Source organism: Aquirufa ecclesiirivi (genome assembly GCF_011250515.1).
Classification (GTDB): domain Bacteria; phylum Bacteroidota; class Bacteroidia; order Cytophagales; family Spirosomataceae; genus Aquirufa; species Aquirufa ecclesiirivi.
The window spans coordinates 2,877-21,925 of the sequence record NZ_JAANOP010000005.1 but is presented as its reverse complement, the minus strand read 5'-3'; the positions used below and the strand labels follow the sequence as shown (position 1 = coordinate 21,925).

The 19,049-nt window shown below is 40.0% G+C and carries 10 protein-coding genes; 8 read left to right on the top strand and 2 right to left on the bottom strand.

Annotated elements, in window-relative coordinates; translation table 11 throughout:
- From G9H65_RS07990 to G9H65_RS07965, 6 genes are all read left to right on the top strand, one after another.
- The gene (locus tag G9H65_RS07990) at nt 1-3,312 is read left to right on the top strand and encodes a VCBS repeat-containing protein (RefSeq protein WP_166374828.1); all 3,312 of its coding nucleotides are present in this window, start codon (nt 1-3) and stop codon (nt 3,310-3,312) included.
- An 81-nt stretch (nt 3,313-3,393) separates the two neighbouring features.
- Nucleotides 3,394-4,869 carry an FG-GAP repeat domain-containing protein gene (locus G9H65_RS07985; RefSeq protein WP_166374827.1) on the top strand — a complete coding sequence of 492 codons (1,476 nt, stop codon included), beginning with the start codon at nt 3,394-3,396 and terminating at the stop codon, nt 4,867-4,869.
- Entirely contained in the window at nt 4,866-7,355 is a 2,490-nt protein-coding gene (locus G9H65_RS07980; protein ID WP_166374826.1) for a TonB-dependent receptor, read from the top strand. Before G9H65_RS07985 ends, G9H65_RS07980 begins: the two co-directional genes overlap by 4 nt.
- Nucleotides 7,355-8,413, top strand: a complete 1,059-nt coding sequence (locus tag G9H65_RS07975; protein WP_166374825.1) for a DUF4249 domain-containing protein — start codon at nt 7,355-7,357, stop codon at nt 8,411-8,413. The genes G9H65_RS07980 and G9H65_RS07975 overlap by 1 nt, the downstream gene beginning before the upstream one ends.
- Nucleotides 8,414-8,555: 142 nt before the next feature.
- Complete coding sequence (locus G9H65_RS07970) at nt 8,556-10,337, top strand: acyl-CoA dehydrogenase (RefSeq protein WP_166374824.1); 1,782 nt, start codon at nt 8,556-8,558, stop codon at nt 10,335-10,337.
- Between the two features lie 14 nt (nt 10,338-10,351).
- A complete protein-coding gene (locus G9H65_RS07965) occupies nt 10,352-12,310 on the top strand; it encodes a M1 family metallopeptidase (protein ID WP_166374823.1) in 1,959 nt (652 codons plus the stop codon).
- A 93-nt stretch (nt 12,311-12,403) separates the two neighbouring features.
- Here G9H65_RS07965 and G9H65_RS07960 read toward each other — a convergent pair whose 3' ends face one another.
- Both G9H65_RS07960 and G9H65_RS07955 read right to left on the bottom strand, forming a co-directional pair.
- The gene (locus G9H65_RS07960; protein WP_166374822.1) at nt 12,404-13,267 is read right to left on the bottom strand and encodes a prephenate dehydrogenase; all 864 of its coding nucleotides are present in this window, start codon (nt 13,265-13,267) and stop codon (nt 12,404-12,406) included.
- The gene (locus G9H65_RS07955) at nt 13,257-14,432 is read right to left on the bottom strand and encodes a pyridoxal phosphate-dependent aminotransferase (RefSeq protein WP_166374821.1); all 1,176 of its coding nucleotides are present in this window, start codon (nt 14,430-14,432) and stop codon (nt 13,257-13,259) included. Before G9H65_RS07955 ends, G9H65_RS07960 begins: the two co-directional genes overlap by 11 nt.
- A gap of 300 nt (nt 14,433-14,732) precedes the next feature.
- On the opposite strand from G9H65_RS07955, the gene G9H65_RS13465 reads away from it, so the two are divergent.
- Nucleotides 14,733-14,864 carry a hypothetical protein gene (locus G9H65_RS13465; RefSeq protein WP_262887530.1) on the top strand — a complete coding sequence of 44 codons (132 nt, stop codon included), beginning with the start codon at nt 14,733-14,735 and terminating at the stop codon, nt 14,862-14,864.
- Between the two features lie 278 nt (nt 14,865-15,142).
- A partial coding sequence (locus G9H65_RS07950; RefSeq protein WP_166374820.1) for a hypothetical protein occupies nt 15,143-19,049 on the top strand: 3,907 nt, incomplete at its 3' end.

The window sequence follows — 19,049 nt, the reverse complement described above, 5'->3', positions numbered from 1 at the left end:
ATGAAAGTAGTGAATAAAGCCTTAGTAGCCCTTTTTTTATCTTGTATCTTGTTCGCTTGTCGGACGAATGATTCCGATGTGGTCTTGTTTGAGAAATTGGAACCTAGTCAAACCAACATCAACTTCACCAATCAAATTACAGAAACCAAAGATTTTAATATTTTAGATTACCTCTATTTTTATAATGGAGGTGGTGTGGCATCTGGCGACATCAATAATGATGGATTGGTGGATCTGTTTTTTGTATCAAATCAAGGAAAAAGTAAATTGTATTTGAACAAAGGCAACATGCAGTTTGAGGATATCTCTCAAAAGGCAGGTATCGAAGGGTTTTCGGATTGGAAAACGGGTGTCAGCATGGCCGATGTGAATGGTGATGGTTTGCTGGATATTTATGTTTGTGCCGTAGGTAATTTCAAAGGAATGGAAGGTTCCAATGAATTGTACATCAATAATGGAGACCTAACATTTACGGAAAAAGCGAGTCAGTTTGGTTTGGATTTCACAGGCTTTTCTACGCAAGCTGCTTTTTTCGATTATGACAAAGATGGGGATCTGGATTGTTATTTATTGAATCATGCCGTTCATAATACACGTTCTTATGACCGTGTCAATACCCGTATGCTGAAAGACAATGAGGCGGGGGATTATTTATACCGAAATGATGGTGGGCGTTTTGTGGATGTGTCCAAAGAAGCAGGAATTTACCAAGCCGCTATGGGCTATGGTTTAGGAATATCAGTGGCTGATTTGAATAATGATGGTTGGATGGATATCTATGTAAGTAATGATTTTCATGAAGATGATTACTACTACATCAACCAGAAAAATGGTACTTTTCATGAGGGTATCAAAGAGCATTTTAAGCATTTAAGTCGTTTTTCTATGGGATCTGATATTGCGGATATCAACAACGACGGATACCAAGATATTATGACGCTGGATATGTACCCAGAAGACGAAAAAGTAGAAAAATCATCTGTAGGAGAAGACCCATTAGATATTTATTTATACAAATTACAATTTGGCTATTTCAATCAGTATAGTCGCAACTGCTTACAGCTGAACATGGGTGGGGAGAAATTTAGTGATGTGGCTGTTTCTTCGGGGGTAGCTGCCACCGACTGGTCTTGGAGTACTTTGATGGCCGATTACGATGGAGATGGCATCAAAGACATCTTTGTTTCCAATGGTATTTTACGCAGACCGAATGACTTAGATTATCTCAAATTTGTTATTGGAGATTCTTTGCATTATGGCTTACCCACTTCACATCAGTTGGATCAAAAGGCCATCGATTTAATGCCCAGCGGAAAGTGGCATAATTACCTTTTCCAAGGTTCTAAAGATTTACGTTTTAAGGATAAATCTACCGCTTGGGGATTTGAAGCAGCTAGTATTTCCAATGGTAGTTCCTATGCGGATTTAGATAATGATGGCGATTTGGATTTAATCACCAATAACTTGAATGAGGCTGCAGGAATTTATCAAAATAATGCCCGACAATTATTAAAGAATAATTACATCAAAATTAAATTCAAGGGCTCAGATAAAAACACTTTTGGGGTAGGAGCTAAAGTTATTCTAAAGACCAAGGACGGGCAGCAATTACAACAGTTAGTGCCCACTCGAGGATTCATGAGTTCAGTGGAGCCAAGTCTGTTGTTTGGAATAGGAAAACAAACTCAAATAGACTCGGTATTGGTCATTTGGGAGAACGAAAAAATGCAAATCTTGACCAAGCCTAGCATTAATACGACCTTGACAGTCGAACAAAAAAATGCGACTACCTGGGTAAAAGATTTTTCATTTGTGACCAAGCCTAAGCCCCTTTTTGAAGAGCTGAGTAAGGTTATGAATATTCCTTACAAGCATCAAGAAAATACCTATTTCGACTTTAACCGTGAATTATTGATTCCTTTCAAAGTCTCCATCGAGGGACCTAAATTAGCCCTTGGTGATGTCAATGGGGATGGATTAGAGGACTTTTATGTAGGAGGTGCCAAATACCAAGCGGGACAATTGTTCCTTCAAAAAAGTACAGGATTTGTGCTTTCAAAACAAACAGCCTTTTTAGCAGATTCTTTGCAAGAGGATGTGGATGCCTTGTTTTTTGATGCGGATGGAGACAAAGACCAAGATTTGTACGTGGTTAGTGGGGGTAATGAGTTTTATGACAACATGCCTGAGCAATTTGATCGTTTGTACATCAATGACGGTAAGGGGAACTTTACGCGAAATACAAAGGCTTTGCCTCCTATGTATGATAATAAATCGGTTGTTCGACCTATCGACTTTGACCGAGATGGAGATATAGACTTGTTTGTAGGTGGGCGGGTATTGGCTTATCAATATGGGCTTTCTCCTAAATCCTATTTATTAATCAACGATGGAAAGGGAAAATTTGCAGACAAAACTCAGCAACTAGCTCCAGAATTACGTGAAGCAGGGATGATTAGTGAAGCCGTGTGGGTTGACTTAGACAATGACCGGGATCAAGATTTGGTGGTCATCGGAGATTGGATGCCGATCAAAATGTTTTATTATGACCGCGGAAAACTGACATTGAAGGAAAATGAATTGTCGGATTTGACAGGCTTCTGGGGAGGATTAAGTGTGGGAGATTTCGACAAAGATGGTGATATGGATTTAGTGGTGGGTAATTTGGGAACCAATTCCAAGCTACGACGTGATCCGGGTGGAGAGCTGAAGATGTTGATTAAGGATATAGACCATAATGAAACCAAAGAACATATTGTTTCCTATAACCGAGCTGGAAAAGATACCTGGTATCCGATCAACAGTAAAGATGAAATGGGGAAACAGATTCCAAGCATCATCAATAAACGCTTTACAGATTATAAGAAATTTGCGGGTTTAAGCATTGATGAACTATTTGAAAAGGAGGAGCTGGAAGGAGCTCTCGAAAAACGAATTAATACCTTTGAATCCATTTACGTGGAAAATCTAGGGGGAGGTAAGTTTAAAAGAAAAGATTTGCCAAGCCTGGCCCAAGTATCCAAAATCATGGTGATCAAGACCGAGGATGTGAATCAGGATGGGAATTTAGATGTGATTATAGGTGGAAATTTTAATGGAGCATCCATGTATCAGGCTCGATATGACGCATTCTTTGGACTGATTTTGGCCGGAAATGGTCGAGGAGATTTTAAAGCCTTGGTTCCAACCGATACAGGTTTACTCTTAGAGGGCGACATACGAGATATCAAGCCAATCAAAACGGTGAAGGGACTTTTATATTTAGTGAGTAGGAATAACGACCAATTGCAAATATTCAAAAAGCTGAAATAAGCTATGGGGCTAAACCAAAAGAAGCTTCTCGTTTTTCGGATTTTTCCCAGTGGGTTTAGGTTATTGCTTGGGTTAATATTCTTGTATATTTCATTTTTTACTTGGAGTTGTCAAGATACACAAGTGGCCGAAGGTAAGGCATTAGCCCAAAAACATTGTGCTACTTGCCATGCATTGCCAAGTCCTGATGTATTACCCAACAATGTCTGGAAATACAGTACTTTGCCCTACATGGGAACACTTATGGGGGTTCAGAAAGAAATAGATCAATTGCAGAAACCTTTATCAGATTATGCTATTTTAAAATCTCCCCAAGCGCTCATTTCCGACGAAGATTGGGATAAGATAAAGGCTTACTATTTAGCGGAATCTACAGCTAAATTTCCTGAAACAAAACCTAATCCAGTTACACCACTTAAAAACCTGTTTACCGTAGAAGATTTACCTGTAAAATTGGAAGGAGGAACTTTCCCTAATTATACAGCAATAAAAATAGATGAGGCTCATCGACAGATTATCGCAGGAGACCAATCGAACCGTATCATTTGGCTCTTAGACAAGCAAGGGAAAGCCATCCAACAATGGAAAGATCAAAATGCACTAACTCATGTGGATGGGAGTGCTGGAAAATACCGTTTCACCTACATTGGTACAACCACCCAGGCGAATCCCGATGTGAATGGTGTAAGCCAATTGGTGACATTGGCTTCCAACAAATCGCTGGTCAATCAACAGGATTTGATAAACTTAAATAGGCCATTGCAAGTGAGTGCTGCCAATATGGATGAAGATTCTGAAGAGGAGTTGGTGTCTTGTGAATTTGGCTTTCAAGTGGGGGGCTTGTCCATTTGGAAAAAAGGGAAAACAGGGGCTTGGGCGCAACAAGTAGTGGAGGCGCAAACTGGGGCTACTCGAGTTATTATAAAAGATTTTAACCAAGACGGGAAACAAGATTTGTTGGCTTTGTTTGCTCAAGGAGATGAGCGTATAATCCTGTATTTGAACCAAGGTAAGCTACAGTTTCGTCGTAAAATCCTATTGCGTTTTCCTCCTATTTATGGAACTAGTTCTTTTGATATCGCGGATTTGGATCAAGATGGAGATTGGGATATTGTATGTACAGCTGGAGACAATGCAGATTTTTCAACGGTTTTGAAGCCTTATCATGGTATATATGTATTCAGGAATCAAGGAAATTATCAGTTTAAACAGAGCGCATTTTTTCCTCAAAATGGCGCCACGAAAGTACTGGCCTCTGATTTTGATATGGATGGAGATCAAGATTTAGTTTCTATTGCTCTTTTTCCGGATGTTCAGAAGCGAAGCGAAGAAGGATTTTTGTATTTGGAAAATATGGGAAATACTTTCCAGACAAAGAGTTTACCTATACAGCATCTTGGTCGCTGGTCGGTGATGGATGTAGGTGATCTAGACGGGGATGGAGACGTGGATATCGCTTTAGGCAGTCATGCCGTCGCAAAATTCCCAGAAGGAAGTTTTGACCCTGCTTGGAAACAAGCAAAAGGAGTTTTGATTTTACGAAATCAGAAGCGATGAAACAGGTATTACTGGTGTATTGTTTTCTATTATCCTTCGCCACCTTGGGTCAAAAAAATGGGAATTTCATATTTTCAGGAACGATCCAAGATAACGAAACAAAGACTCCTATCGAAGGGGCTTCTATCTTTTTTTCCGGTCTTACAATTGGAGCAAGAACAGATTCTTCTGGACATTTTTCATTATCACTTCCCTCTCGTTCCTACGGAGCCGTTTTTCGCAGCCTTGGGTATAAATATAAAACAGCTAAAATTGACCTAAAAGAAAATATACGAATTTCGGTTTATTTAGAGAAGTCGGAACAAATGTTAGATGAAGTGGTCATATCGGAGGAGAAGTCTGATGCCAATGTGAGCAGAACCTTGATGGGGGTGGAAAAGATGACCAGTAAGACGCTGAAAAAATTGCCCAATTTGATGGGAGAGGCAGATGTGATTCGAAGCATCATGTTGCTTCCAGGTGTCTCGACCGTTGGAGAGGGAGCTTCTGGTTTTAACGTGCGAGGTGGTAATGTGGATCAAAATTTGGTCTTGCTAGATGGAGTGCCGCTGTTTAATACTTCCCATTTATTTGGTTTTTTTACGAGTTTTAATGCCGACTTGGTGCAAGATTTGAGTTTGTACAAAGGAGGTATTCCAAGTAAGTATGGAGGTCGTGCTTCTTCCGTGTTAGATGTGCGCATGAAAGAAGGTGATTTTGATAAATGGCAAATTCAAGGGGGAATTAGTCCCATTTCCAGTCGGCTGCTAGTAGATGGGCCATTGAGTAAGGGGAAAACGTCCTTGATTTTGGGTGCCCGTGGGTCGCTTTCAGATTTTTATTTGGGTTATTTTCCCAATCCAGCACTTCAAAAAAGTAGAGCTAATTTTTATGATGTCAATGTCAAATTAACCCACCGCATCGGTAATAACCAACGCTTTTCCTTATCTACTTATGTGAGTAATGACGGGTTCAAATTTGCAGCAGATACTTTGTATGCTTGGCAAACCAAGACCTTAAGCTTTCAACACTTTGCTCTATGGCGAAATTGGTCACATCATTTCACTGCCTTTGCGAGTGAATACGCTTATGGTATTGAGGGCTTGAAATCGGGCTATGAGTTTATTTGGCGACCGTCGATTGCTCAAAAAACTCTGCGTGAAGACCTCAGCCTTGATTTGAAAAAGTGGGGAAGGAGTGATCTTGGAGTAGAATATACAGCTTACCGTAATGATGCTGGGACTTTTCAGCCAAGTACAATAAATTCTGCCGTGAATACTTTTCCCATGCAAGCGGAATATTCGCGCGAAATGTCTGTATACCTTGGGCATAACCTGCAGATTAATAAGCGCTTCAGCCTGGATGTTGGCTTAAGGTATGCTTATTATCAATTACGCGGTCCACAGCAGTTTTATCGCTATAAACCAGGATTACCCCGTGCCATCAACACAATTTCAGACACGTTAAGCTTTCAATCTGGTGATGTGATTCAATCTTATGGAGGCTTTGAACCACGATTGTCATTAGCCATAAAATTGGACACCAATACATCCATCAAAATGGGCTTTAACCGCATGCAGCAGTTTATGCATTTATTGTCCAATACCATGGCAGTGTCGCCTGTGGATATTTGGAAGAATTCAAATCCCTATTTACCCCAACAAGTAGCTGATCAATATTCAATCGGGATTTTTAGGAATTTTAGCAATGCACAAAATGCCATTTTCGAGGCATCGGCAGAAGTATATTACAAGCGTTTATCTCATGTTATTGATTACATCGATGGGGCCGCTATTTATTTGAATCCAACGGTGGAGACAGAATTATTGGTTGGGGAAGGCCGAGCCTATGGGGCTGAGTTTTTTTTGAAAAAGGCACGGGGAAAACGTTTGACAGGTTGGATTTCCTATACCTATGCACGCTCGTTTCGGTTGATTGAAGCCAATGAAAATCAAATGGCAGCCAATTTCGGGAAGGAGTTTCCGGCCAACTTTGATATGCCGCACAATTTTAAATTTGTGTTGAATAATCGTTTATCCAAACGAATCTCTTTTAATGCGAATTTTACTTATACTTCCGGCCGGCCGATAACCTATCCGAACGCCCGCTATAAGGTATATGCGTTCAATGATTTATTTGATTATGGATATGCGAGTGGAATTTTTCCTCGGCCGGGCTTGGCTCCATCCTCCAATGGTAATTCCTATTTGACGAATACAACCATTCAGCCCTTGTTGGATGGATATTCGAGTCCAAGTTTCACCTTGCGTAACCAAGAGCGAATTCCTTATTATATGCGTTTGGATATTGGGTTTACGATTGAGCCGAAGGAAGGTAAACGATGGCAGGGTAGTTGGAATTTTTCCATCTATAACCTGTTAGCCCGAGAAAACGCCTATTCGATTTTTTTTAGGTCATCCACAGGTTTGATAAACCAAGCGCGCACCTATCAATTATCCGTGTTGGGTGCAGCAATTCCGTCCCTGACTTATAATTTTAAATTTTGATGAAGAGATTATTGGTATTCTTGGGCTTATTGGGTTTGTTCTCTTGTGAGACGGAAATCACAGATTTCAAGACAAAAAACTTGAGTGACGCCCTTGTTGTATATGGAGAGATATCAAATTTGGCAGGCCCTTATACCGTTCGTTTAAATTATACTTCTGCTTACTCGCCATTTGATCCTACCGAATTTCAGGGGCAGCCGATTCCCGGTGCGGCTGTACGGATTGTGGATGAAGCTGGCTCAGTCATTTCGTTAAAAGAGATGCAAAAAGGAATGTATCAAACACCAGCGACATTTCAGGGTCAGATTGGCAAGAAATATCGCTTAGAAATTAGGACAGCAGACGGACTCGAAATTGCATCGAATTGGCAGCAACTATCAGTACCTGTTGGGCTAAAGACTTTTACATCCACCTATCAAAATGCAGATAAGGTGAAGGACATGAATTTTAAATTGCAGGCCAGTATTCAAGATAGCCGCGGAACGGAAGATTATTATTTTGTTAAACGCCAAGATCTCATTCAGTTTTTAACTACTTGCCCTAGCCCTCCACCGCCACCGGCTCCAGTACCAATTTGTTACAATAAGTGCTGGCAGGCAACCCAAAATACGCAACCCATATTAATGGAAGATACCTTTTTAGATGGACGAGAAATAGCTTTGCCCTTGGAATCGATTCCCTATGATGATTTTACTGAATGGTATGTACAGCTGGAGGTCTACCACGTCGATAAATTGGCGTATCAATACTGGAAACGCCAGGAAGATCAGCGCATCTTAGACGGTGGGATTTTTGATAAGATACCCGCACAAATCATCGGAAATTTGACCTGTTTAAACAAGCCAGATCGGCAGGTCTTAGGATATTTTATGGTCGCTGGAAAATCGAAAGAACGCAAGTTCGTAGATAGATATCAAGGGATTCCATCCGAATCGTATCAAAAGCTGGTTAGTTACATCGATTTCAACAAATTGCGACATCAAAATACCCCATTGTGGGATTGCCGACTTGCTGCTTGGATTCCGTACAACGTGGGATTGACCTTACCCGTGTATTAATCATAAACCGTTTTTAAATTCATTTTACCCTTTATTCCGGCAATCCATACAGGTCGGGAGAATTGACTCATAGAAACACAAACTAGTATGCTTGCATAATATATTTTTTTTCTGCATTTTTGAATTTCTAATGTGTTACTATATGGCAAAAGAATATGATCGTCGGAATCTCGACTTTATTTTAAAAGAAGTGTTGGACTTCGGTTCCTTATGTTCACACCCTTATTTTGCGGATTATACACCCGACATGTTCGACATGGTATTAGACTCAGCGGAATCCATTGCTGAACGCTATTTACGTCCTCATTTTGTGGATACCGACAGGCATCCTGCTGAATTGATTGATGGAACGGTACACGTACATCCATCTACAGAGGCCTATGTTAAAGAAATGGGGGAGTCAGGAATGATAGGCGCCACATTTTCGTATGAAAAAGGGGGACAGCAATTGCCTAGTACAGTAGGAGGAGCCCATGAGTTTATTCGTGGCGCGGCGAGTAATTCCATTGTCATGTTTACGGGATTAACCAATGGAGCAGCACACTTAATTGCTTCTTTCGGATCCGAGGAATTGAAAGCGGAATATGTACCAAATATGTTAAATGGCCGATGGACAGGAACCATGTGTTTGACCGAACCACAGGCAGGTAGCTCACTGAATGATGTGTCTACCCAAGCCAAGGATTTAGGCAATGGGACTTTTTCCATCAAAGGACAAAAAATATTTATTTCTGGGGGAGATAATCAATTCTCAGAAAACATTATTCACTTGGTATTAGCTCGATTAGAAGGAGCGCCGAAAGGAACTAAGGGGATTTCCTTATTTGTGGTTCCCAAGCGCAGAAAAGAAAATGGAGCTTGGGTTTCCAATGAAGTGACTTCTTTGGGACTTTACCATAAAATGGGTCAAAAAGGAACGCCGGCATTGCATTTATCTTTCGGTGATAAAGGAGATTCCATTGGTTATTTGGTTGGAGAGCCGAACAAAGGACTATCCTACATGTTTCAAATGATGAATGAAGCTCGTTTAGGAGTAGGTATGGGAGGCGCTTATATCGCTTCTGCGGCTTATCATTTCTCCAAACAATACGCCAATGAGCGCTCTCAAGGACGTAAGTTGAGTAATAAAGACCCAGAAACACCACCCACTTTGATCAAAAACCATCCGGATGTTCAGCGTATGCTTTATTTCCAGAAGACCATCGTAGAAGGAGCCATGGGATTGTTATTCCAAAGTTTTATGTGGGAAGATTATTCCAAATGTTTAACAGGAGAAGAAGCTGAAAACTACCATACTTTATTGAATTTGATGACGCCAGTGGCGAAGACTTATCCTGCCGAAATGGGATTGCAGGCGGTAAATCAGGGAGTTCAAGTATTAGGTGGTTATGGATATACCGAAGACTTTCCTTTGGAACAAATGGCTCGCGATGTGCGGATTATGTCCATTTACGAAGGGACTACCGGTATTCATGGTTTAACTTTATTGGGGAGAGAAATTCCAGCCAATCAAGGGAAGGCTTTAAAGTTATTGGTAAACTTGATTCAGAAAGATATTGAAGAGGCTAAAAAGCAAGCCAATATTCAGCGATATGCAGAAGAGTTAGAGCAAGAAGTGGCCAAATTAGGTCAAGTGACGATGCATAAACTAAAAATAGCGGCCGAGGGAAAACCAGAATTATTCCTAGCTGATTCTACTTTATACATGGAATTGTTCGGACTAATTGTGGTAGCATGGCAGTGGTTAAAGCAAGGAACAGTGGCTAGTAAAGCTTTAGAAGAAAGCCCATCTGCACTAGATAAGGAGTTTTATCAGGATAAGTTACATACCATGAAGTTCTTTTATCACTATGAGGTGCCTAAGGCTTTGGGATTAAATAAACGATTACTGGATACGGAAAATTTAACTGTATTTGAATCTTAAAAACAATGATTTATATGAATAGAATATTGGCTTACGCTTGTCTTTTATTGAGCATTACTTGGACAGCAAATGCCCAGACAAAGTCGACATATAGTGCTTACGAATTATTTCACCCTTTATGGAATTATCAATCCAACTCACCCTATCGTTCGGGTGCAGGTATTCCAGGGCCATCTTATTGGCAAAACTCCGCTGATTATAAAATTCAGGTGAGTTTGGATGAGGAGGCTAGAAAAATTTCAGGAGATGTAGAGATTACTTACAAAAACAATTCCCCAGATAAATTAGGTTTTTTGTGGTTACAATTGGATCAAAATTCCTTTAATACCCAATCAAGAGGCGGTAAAACGACTCCTATTTCTGGTGGACGTTTTGGCAATGTGGGTTTTGATGGAGGCTATAAAATTGAAAGCGTATTGGTAGATGGTAAAGTAACTCCATTTATCGTGGAAGATACTCGCATGCAAATTCGTTTGGCGCAGCCTTTGGCAGAAAAACTAGGTCAAGCCAAAATCAAGATTGTTTATTCATTTACTTCTCCTAAAAATGGATCTGATCGTATGGGTTTGCAGGAGACTAAAAATGGCATGATATTTCAGGTAGCCCAGTGGTTTCCTCGCATGTGTGTCTACGATGATATTGAGGGTTGGAATGTACTTCCTTATTTAGGAGCTGGTGAATTTTATTTGGAATATGGCAATTTTGAATATGCCATCAATGTACCCGCTTCGCATTTAGTGGTGGGTTCTGGAGAGTTACTAAATCCATCTGAAGTATTTACCGTCGAGCAGGTAAAACGTTGGAATGCAGCTGCCAATTCTGAAACAACGGTAATCATTCGTGGGGAAGATGAAGTGAAAAATCCAGCTTCTCGACCAGCGAAAGACCGTTTGACATGGAAGTTTAAATGTCAGAATGCCCGTGATGTGGCTTTTGCAACATCAAAATCATTTATCATGGATGCGGCCAGAATCAATTTGCCTAGCGGAAAAAAATCCATGGCGATATCCGTTTATCCAGAAGAGTCCAATGGTAAAAATTCTTGGGGAAGATCCACCGAATACGTAAAAGCGTCCATTGAGTATTATTCTAAATGGTTGTATGAGTACACGTATCCTAGTGCGACTAACGTAGCAGGTATCGTATCCGGCATGGAATATCCGGGAATAATCTTCTGCGGATTTCGTGATCAAACAGCGGCTTTGTGGGGGGTAACAGATCATGAATTTGGTCATAACTGGTTCCCGATGATCGTAGGAACCAATGAGCGCAAGTTTCCTTGGATGGATGAGGGATTTAATACCTTCATCAATTTTTATTCTACGGATGCGTTCAACGATGGAGAATACAAGAACCGCAAGTTTGATATGCATCAAATCGCTAAAGCCATGTTTAGAGAAAATGCCGATCCTATCATGTCGATTCCTGATGTGGTTCAACCTAGAAACTTAGGATGGGAAGCCTACAATAAGCCGGGTTTTGGATTAAAGATTTTGCGTGAGCAAATATTGGGTGCTGACCGTTTTGATTATGCATTTAAGAATTACATCAAGAACTGGGCCTTTAAACACCCGACTCCTTACGACTTTTTCCATGCCATGGAAGATGGAGCAGGGGAGGATTTAACTTGGTTTTGGAGACAATGGTTTTTTGAATTGTGGAAGTTAGATCAAACGGTCAGTGATGTGGTGTATGTAGATCAAAATCCTAGCAATGGAGCCATTGTGACGATTAAGAATTTGGATAAAATGGTTATGCCGGGAATCGTCGAGGTAGAACTATCTGATGGTAAAAAGGAGCGTTATACTTTTCCTGTGGAGATCTGGCAGCGAGGAGGCAGTTGGGATTTTAAGACTAATACCACTTTGCCCATTAAGTCAGTAACCATTGACCCAGATCATGTATTTCCTGATTTGAACCCTCAAAATAATACGTGGAAACCGTATTCATATCGAGCACCTAAGGCGAATTAATAGGTAAAAACCTTTTTTTCTATACATTTAATTATGCTTTCATCAGCACAACTAACATGCTCCAGACATCGCAAGAAGTCTGGAGCTTATATTTTATTTACGGTTTAGAATCCGCCCAATGTCATTGGCTTTAGCTAATTCCTCTTTGAGTTTTTCATAACTTCCAGAAAGCATCAGTCCTTTGTATTTCAATAGTGTGTTGATGTATTCATCCAATACATCCATCAAATTTTCTTGATTTTGGTGAAAGATTTGAATCCATGTTTCAGGAGATGATTTGGCCAAACGGACGGTTGATTCAAAACCCGTGGAAGCCAATTCGAAAATACGTTTTTCATCTTTCTCTTTTTCCAACACGGTATTGGCTAAGGCAAAGGAGCAGATGTGAGAAATATGGGAAATGTAGGCTGTATGGACATCATGGCTGATGGAATCCATATAGATTAAGTTCATGTGTAAACCGTCTTGGTATAGACTCTCAATGGTTTTTTCAGCATCTGGATCACTTAGTTCTTGATCACAAATCACACAGCGTTTTCCTTCAAAAAGCCCATCAATAGCCGCTTCTGGGCCCGAAAATTCGGTTCCAGCCATGGGGTGAGTAGACACAAATTGCTTTCTTCTTGGGTGATTTTTTAGCGCCTCGTAAATGGGGCTTTTGGTTGAACCCACTTCGATCACGATTTGCTTATCGTTGAATTGGTCCAACATGTTGGGTAATTGTTCGACCAAATTATCTACTGGAGTAGCAATAATGAGGATATCAATCACTTGTAAAGCTTCTTCCAAAGGTAATAGTTGATCGATTAAACCTAATTCCAAAGCCCTCTTTTGGTTCGGGCGATTCGTATCAATTCCAATACACGCTTTGGCCCATCCACTTTTACGTAGACCTAGCGCCATGGAACCACCGATTAATCCTATACCTAATATTCCTACGACTTTGTTAGATTCCATTCGACTGTGTTTTTATGCGCTTGATAGCTGTTTCAAAAAGGGAAATGGGGGCACATAGAGAGATGCGGATGTAATTATTTCCTTGACTTCCAAAAATACCGCCTGGAGTGATGAAGACGGCATTTTCGCTAAGAATTTTGTCGGAAAGCTCATATCCGTCAGCATAAGTATGGGGAATTTTAGCCCAAACAAACATGCCGCTTTGTTTCGGATCATAGCTACAGTTTAATAAGTCCATCAATTGAAATACTACTTTTTGACGGCCAGCATAAATCTCATTTTGTTGTTTAAACCAAGCCGAATCGGCTTTTAATGCTTCCGCCGCGGCTTCTTGAAGAGGTAAAAACATACCTGAGTCCATGTTGGATTTAAAAGTCAAAATGGGCGCTAAGAATTCTTGTTTTCCCATCACAGCACCAATTCTCCAACCCGCCATGTTATGGGATTTGGAAAGAGAATTTAATTCCAAGGCCACCTCTTTCATCCCAGGTATACTTAACATACTGATAGGTTCTTCATTTAAGATAAAGCTATACGGGTTGTCATTGACCAATAAGATGGAATGAGTGACGGCAAAATCACGCAGCTTTTCAAAAAATGCTTTATCGGCCTTAGCACCCGTTGGCATATGAGGATAGTTGACCCACATGATTTTCACTTGAGATAAATCGCGCTTGGCCAAGGCATCTAAATCAGGTAGCCAGCCATTGGCTTCCGACAGCTCATAACTTTGTACTTCTGCCCCTGTTAGGGCACAAGCAGCTTGGTAGGTTGGGTAACCAGGATTGGGGATTAAGGTGATATCTCCTTTTTCCAAATATGCCATAGCAATGTGCATGATGCCTTCTTTGGAGCCCATTAGAGGTAATATTTCGGAATTGGGATTTAAGTCTAGTTGGTAGTGTTTCTGGTAAAATTGAGCAAAAGCTTCACGCAAAGCAGGAATACCTTGGTAACCTTGGTAGGCATGGTTTTCTTTTTTCTGGGCGCTAGTAATCAATGCCTGAATGGTGACATCTGAGGGTGCTAGGTCAGGACTACCAATACCAAGATTAAGCACAGGGATACCTGATGCTTTCAAGGCTGCAATCTGTTTTAGCTTGGTAGAAAAGTAGTATTCTTGTACAACTTGTAACCGAGAAGCTGGAGAAATGGTGAAGCTCATAAAACAAAAAAACCGACTTTGGGCCGGCTCATAATAAGTTTAAATTAAATCTATACCTACAATAGCCTATTGGCAGGATGGATATCCTGCGTAATAATAAGCGTAGTAATAAGTAGTTGAATGCATAATCATGTCCCAAAGGTATAAAAAAAAAGTTTTTATGCAAACCCGTGTAATTGAGATACCCAAAAGCAACATTCCAAATTGAGTACAAATCTTCTTGCCAATTAATTGGATTCATACGGGTGATTTCCTAGTTTAGCATTGCCTAATGGCAATCTAACCACTAAAATATATCCCATGTCTTCTTCATTTGGCCCAAATTGGGTACATCCATTTTTGCATTTTTGGTCTTTTTTACAACAAGAGTATTCTCGTTTGTTCATCGTGCTTTGTGGACTTCGGTCTGTCAATGGCATTGATTTGAGATGATTCTAATCGAATATCAATTTGTTTAAATCATGAGTCTAATCGCTCAGTCGCCTTACATGTCTGCCTGAACACATATTTAATATTTGATTCAAAGTGTAAGCTTTGAAGCTCTAATCACGATGTATACCACTAATAAATTAAGAATTCCTCATTCTTTTAGAGATTGGGCTATTCTGACAAACCTGATTTTTTTGATTTTACTTTTTCATTCGGAAATAGTTTATTCAACAGGAATTAACAAAAATGATGAATTCACAAAACTTGCTTATTCCCAAGCTTTGTCTAAAAGTCAAGCTGCAACTCAGCTCAGATTAACTTCCACAAATACTACTTCGGTGGCAGGTGAATATTTGACTGTTAATATCGAAGCCATTGATTCTCAAGGTCAAGTGGATCTTACGTATCAAGGTACTAAACATGTGTCATTTTCTATATTTGAAATTCAATTGTTGGATTATCCTGCTTTGGTTAATGGGTCCAACTTCGGAGAACTTATAACTGTAAGCTTTAACAAAGGTAAAGCTCAAGTTGAATTGGAGTTATTTACAGCAGGTTTAACAACTATTCAAGCGAGTCATTCTGGAATGGTTTCCAATGTTTTTTCCATTCAAGTTATTAATGGAGCATGGAATAGTTTTCAAATTAAATTAGAGCCCAATTTTAAAAACCAATCACCTATCAAAGGGGAAAATCAAATTTTAGCAATTGACGGTTTTGGAAATGTTGTTCTAGATTTTGACGCAAGTAAAAATCCTGTAACCATTACGAGTGCCGCATTAGATGGAGTAATTAGTGGATTGGGTTCAAAAGGAAATAATGTATTAGATCAACCTACGGATTTTGTGGATGGTATTGCTGACTTAACAGCTTTAGGGATGATATATTCTGGCCAAAATATTAATACTGATATATTAAATGTGTCTACAGAAAATGGAGTTTATGTAGACAGTGAGCCTGTTGAAATACTTCCTCAAGATTTTGATAATAATTACTTTGTTCTTGAAGGTTTAAATGCTGTCCATGTGGGTGCGGTATACCCTGTAAGAGTAGTGGCTAAAAATATATTAGGTTTTACAGAATCAAATTATGTAGGTAGAAAAAAATTACGGTTTGGAGGAGCCCTTACCATTGGAATTTATAGTCCAACTGCCAATGGGGTCAATTTTGGAGAGGAAATAGAAGTGAATTTTGTATCAGGGATAGCTGAAGTCAATTTAATTCTTAGAAAAGCAGAACAAGCTAGTATAATCGTTTCTGATAGTACAATAGCATCGAATTCTCCTTTATCTGTACAAGTGATATCTGGTAATTTTACTCATTTTGAAATTCTAGGTTTAAACAAACAAGAGGCAGGAAGAGTACAGACTTTAAGTATCCGCGAGATAGATATCTATGGTAATGTAGCCAGTAGTTTTTTTTCTGGTACGAAATCCCTCATCTTTTCTGGAGCCAGCTCGACGAGCAATCCACTTAGAAATCCAAGTATTTCTGCAATCGATTTTGGTCAACTCGTTCAAGTGGTTTTCACGAACGGAATTGCCCAAGTGGATTTGATCTTATACCAAGTGGAAACGGCGAGTATCCAGGTAAGTGATGGTACTATTTCAGAAAAATCAGCTTTTTCAATTCAAGTAAAACCTAGTTCAGCAACTCATTTTGTCATCAGTGGAAATGCGACCCAACAAGTTGGAAGCACCCAATCGTTGATTATAAAAGCTGTGGATGCCTACGGGAATGTGGATACAGGGTTTATGGGAGGTTTCACAGATGTAAATCTAGTTTTCACAGGGGCCAATGCATCCAATAATCCAGTATTGAATCCCGTCGTTAAAGGTCGATATGAAACTGGAGCAATGAATCAAAGTCTAAGGGTATTGTTTAACAAAGGAATAGCATTAGTCGACTTAACACTTTATAAAGCAGAAAAAGCTTCAATTTCAGTAACTGATGGGGTGATTTTACCCCAAGCACCTTTAGCCATTCAAGTAAAAGCTGGTTCAGCAACTCATAATGTCATCAGTGGGAATGAGACTCAGCAAGCAGGAACTACTCAGACTTTGAGAATTAAAGCGGTAGATGCCTATGGGAATGAGGTTATTGAATATACAGGAACAAAAACACTGACTTTTTCTGGGGCAAGTAATACAACCAACCCAATAAGAAATCCTACAGTATCAGGTGTTGATTTTGGACTACCTGTCCAAGTGGTTTTTACGAACGGAATGGCCCAAGTAGATTTGGTTTTATACCAATTGGAAACGGCGAATATCCAGGTAAGTGATGGTAGCATATCTACCAAATCAGCGTTTTCGATTCAGGTAAAATCTAATGCTGCTACTCATTTTGTCATCAGTGGGACTGCAACTCAACAAGCTGGAGCAACGCAGACTTTGGGTATAAAAGCTTTAGATGACTATGGGAATGAGGCTATTGAATATTCAGGAACAAAAACACTGATTTTTTCTGGGGCAAGTACTACAACCAACCAAATAAGTAAACCGAGTGTTTCTGCGGTAGATTTTGGTCAACCCGTTCAAGTGGTTTTCACAAACGGAATGGCTCAAGTAGATTTGATTTTATACCAAGTGGAAACTGCGAATATCCAGGTAACAGATGGTAGCATATCAGCCAAATCAGCGTTTTCGATTCAGGTAATATCTAATCCCGCTACTCATTTTGTCATCAGTGGAACTGCGACCCAACAAGCTGGAAGTACCCAGTCGTTGAGCATAAAAGCGGTAGATGTTTATGGGAATGGTGCTATTGAATATTCAGGAACAAAAACACTGATATTTTCTGGGGCAAGTACAACGACTAACCCAATTAGTAAACCGAGTGTCTCTGGGATAGATTTTGGACTACCTGTCCAAGTGGTTTTCACGAACGGAATGGCTCAGGTTGATTTGATTTTATACCAAGTGGAAACGGCGAATATCCAGGTAAGTGATGGTAGCATATCCGCCAAATCAGTGTTTTCGATTCAGGTAATATCTAATCCCGCTACTCATTTTGTGATTAGTGGAACTGCGACCCAACAAGCTGGAAGCACCCAGTTGTTGAGCATAAAAGCGGTAGATGCTTATGGGAATGAGGCTATTGAATATTCAGGAGCAAAAACGCTAACTTTTTCTGGGGCAAGTACAACGACTAACCCAATTAGTAAACCGAGTGTCTCTGGGATAGATTTTGGACTACCTGTCCAACTGGTTTTTACGAACGGAATGGCTCAAGTAGATTTGATTTTATACCAAGTGGAAACTGCGTCTATTTCCGTAAATGAGGGGACAATCAAGACAAGTTCACCTTTGGCCATTCAAGTAAATGCTAGCTCTGCTACTCATTTTGTTACCAGTGGAAATGCGACCCAACAAGTAGGGGCCATCCAGACCTTGAGTATAAAAGCGGTGGATGCCTATGGGAATGTGGATACAGGATTTATGGGAGGTTTTTCGGATGTAAATCTTGTTTTTTCAGGGGCCAATGCCTCCTTAAATCCAGTATTGAATCCTTCAGTTCAAGGTCGATATATAAAAGGGACATTCAATCAAGGTTTAGTCGTATTGTTTAATCAAGGAGTTGCATCTGTGGATTTGACTTTGTTTAGGGCAGAGCAGGCATCCATTGTTGTATCGAGTGGAGTTTTAGCTAGTAGTCTATTAGGGATTCAAGTAAATGCTAGCTCAACTACTCATTTTGTCATCAGTGGCCAATCAAGTCAACAAGCTGGTGCCACCCAAACTTTGAGTATAAAAGCGGTAGATGCCTATGGGAATGATGCTATTGAATATTCAGGAACAAAAACACTAACTTTTTCCGGTGCAAGTACTACAGCTAATCCAATTAGTAAACCGAGTGTTTCTGGAATCGATTTTGGTCAACCCGTTCAAGTGGTATTTACAAACGGAATAGCCCAAGTAGATTTGATTTTATACCAAGTGGAAACTGCGAATATCCAGGTAAGTGTTGGTAGCATATCAGCTAAATCAGCGTTTTCAATTCAGGTAAAATCTAATGCTGCTACTCATTTTGTCATCAGTGGCCAATCAAGTCAACAAGTTGGTGCCACCCAAACTTTGAGTATAAAAGCGGTAGATGCCTATGGGAATGATGCTATTGAATATTCAGGAACAAAAACACTAACTTTTTCCGGTGCAAGTACTACAGCTAATCCAATTAGTAAACCGA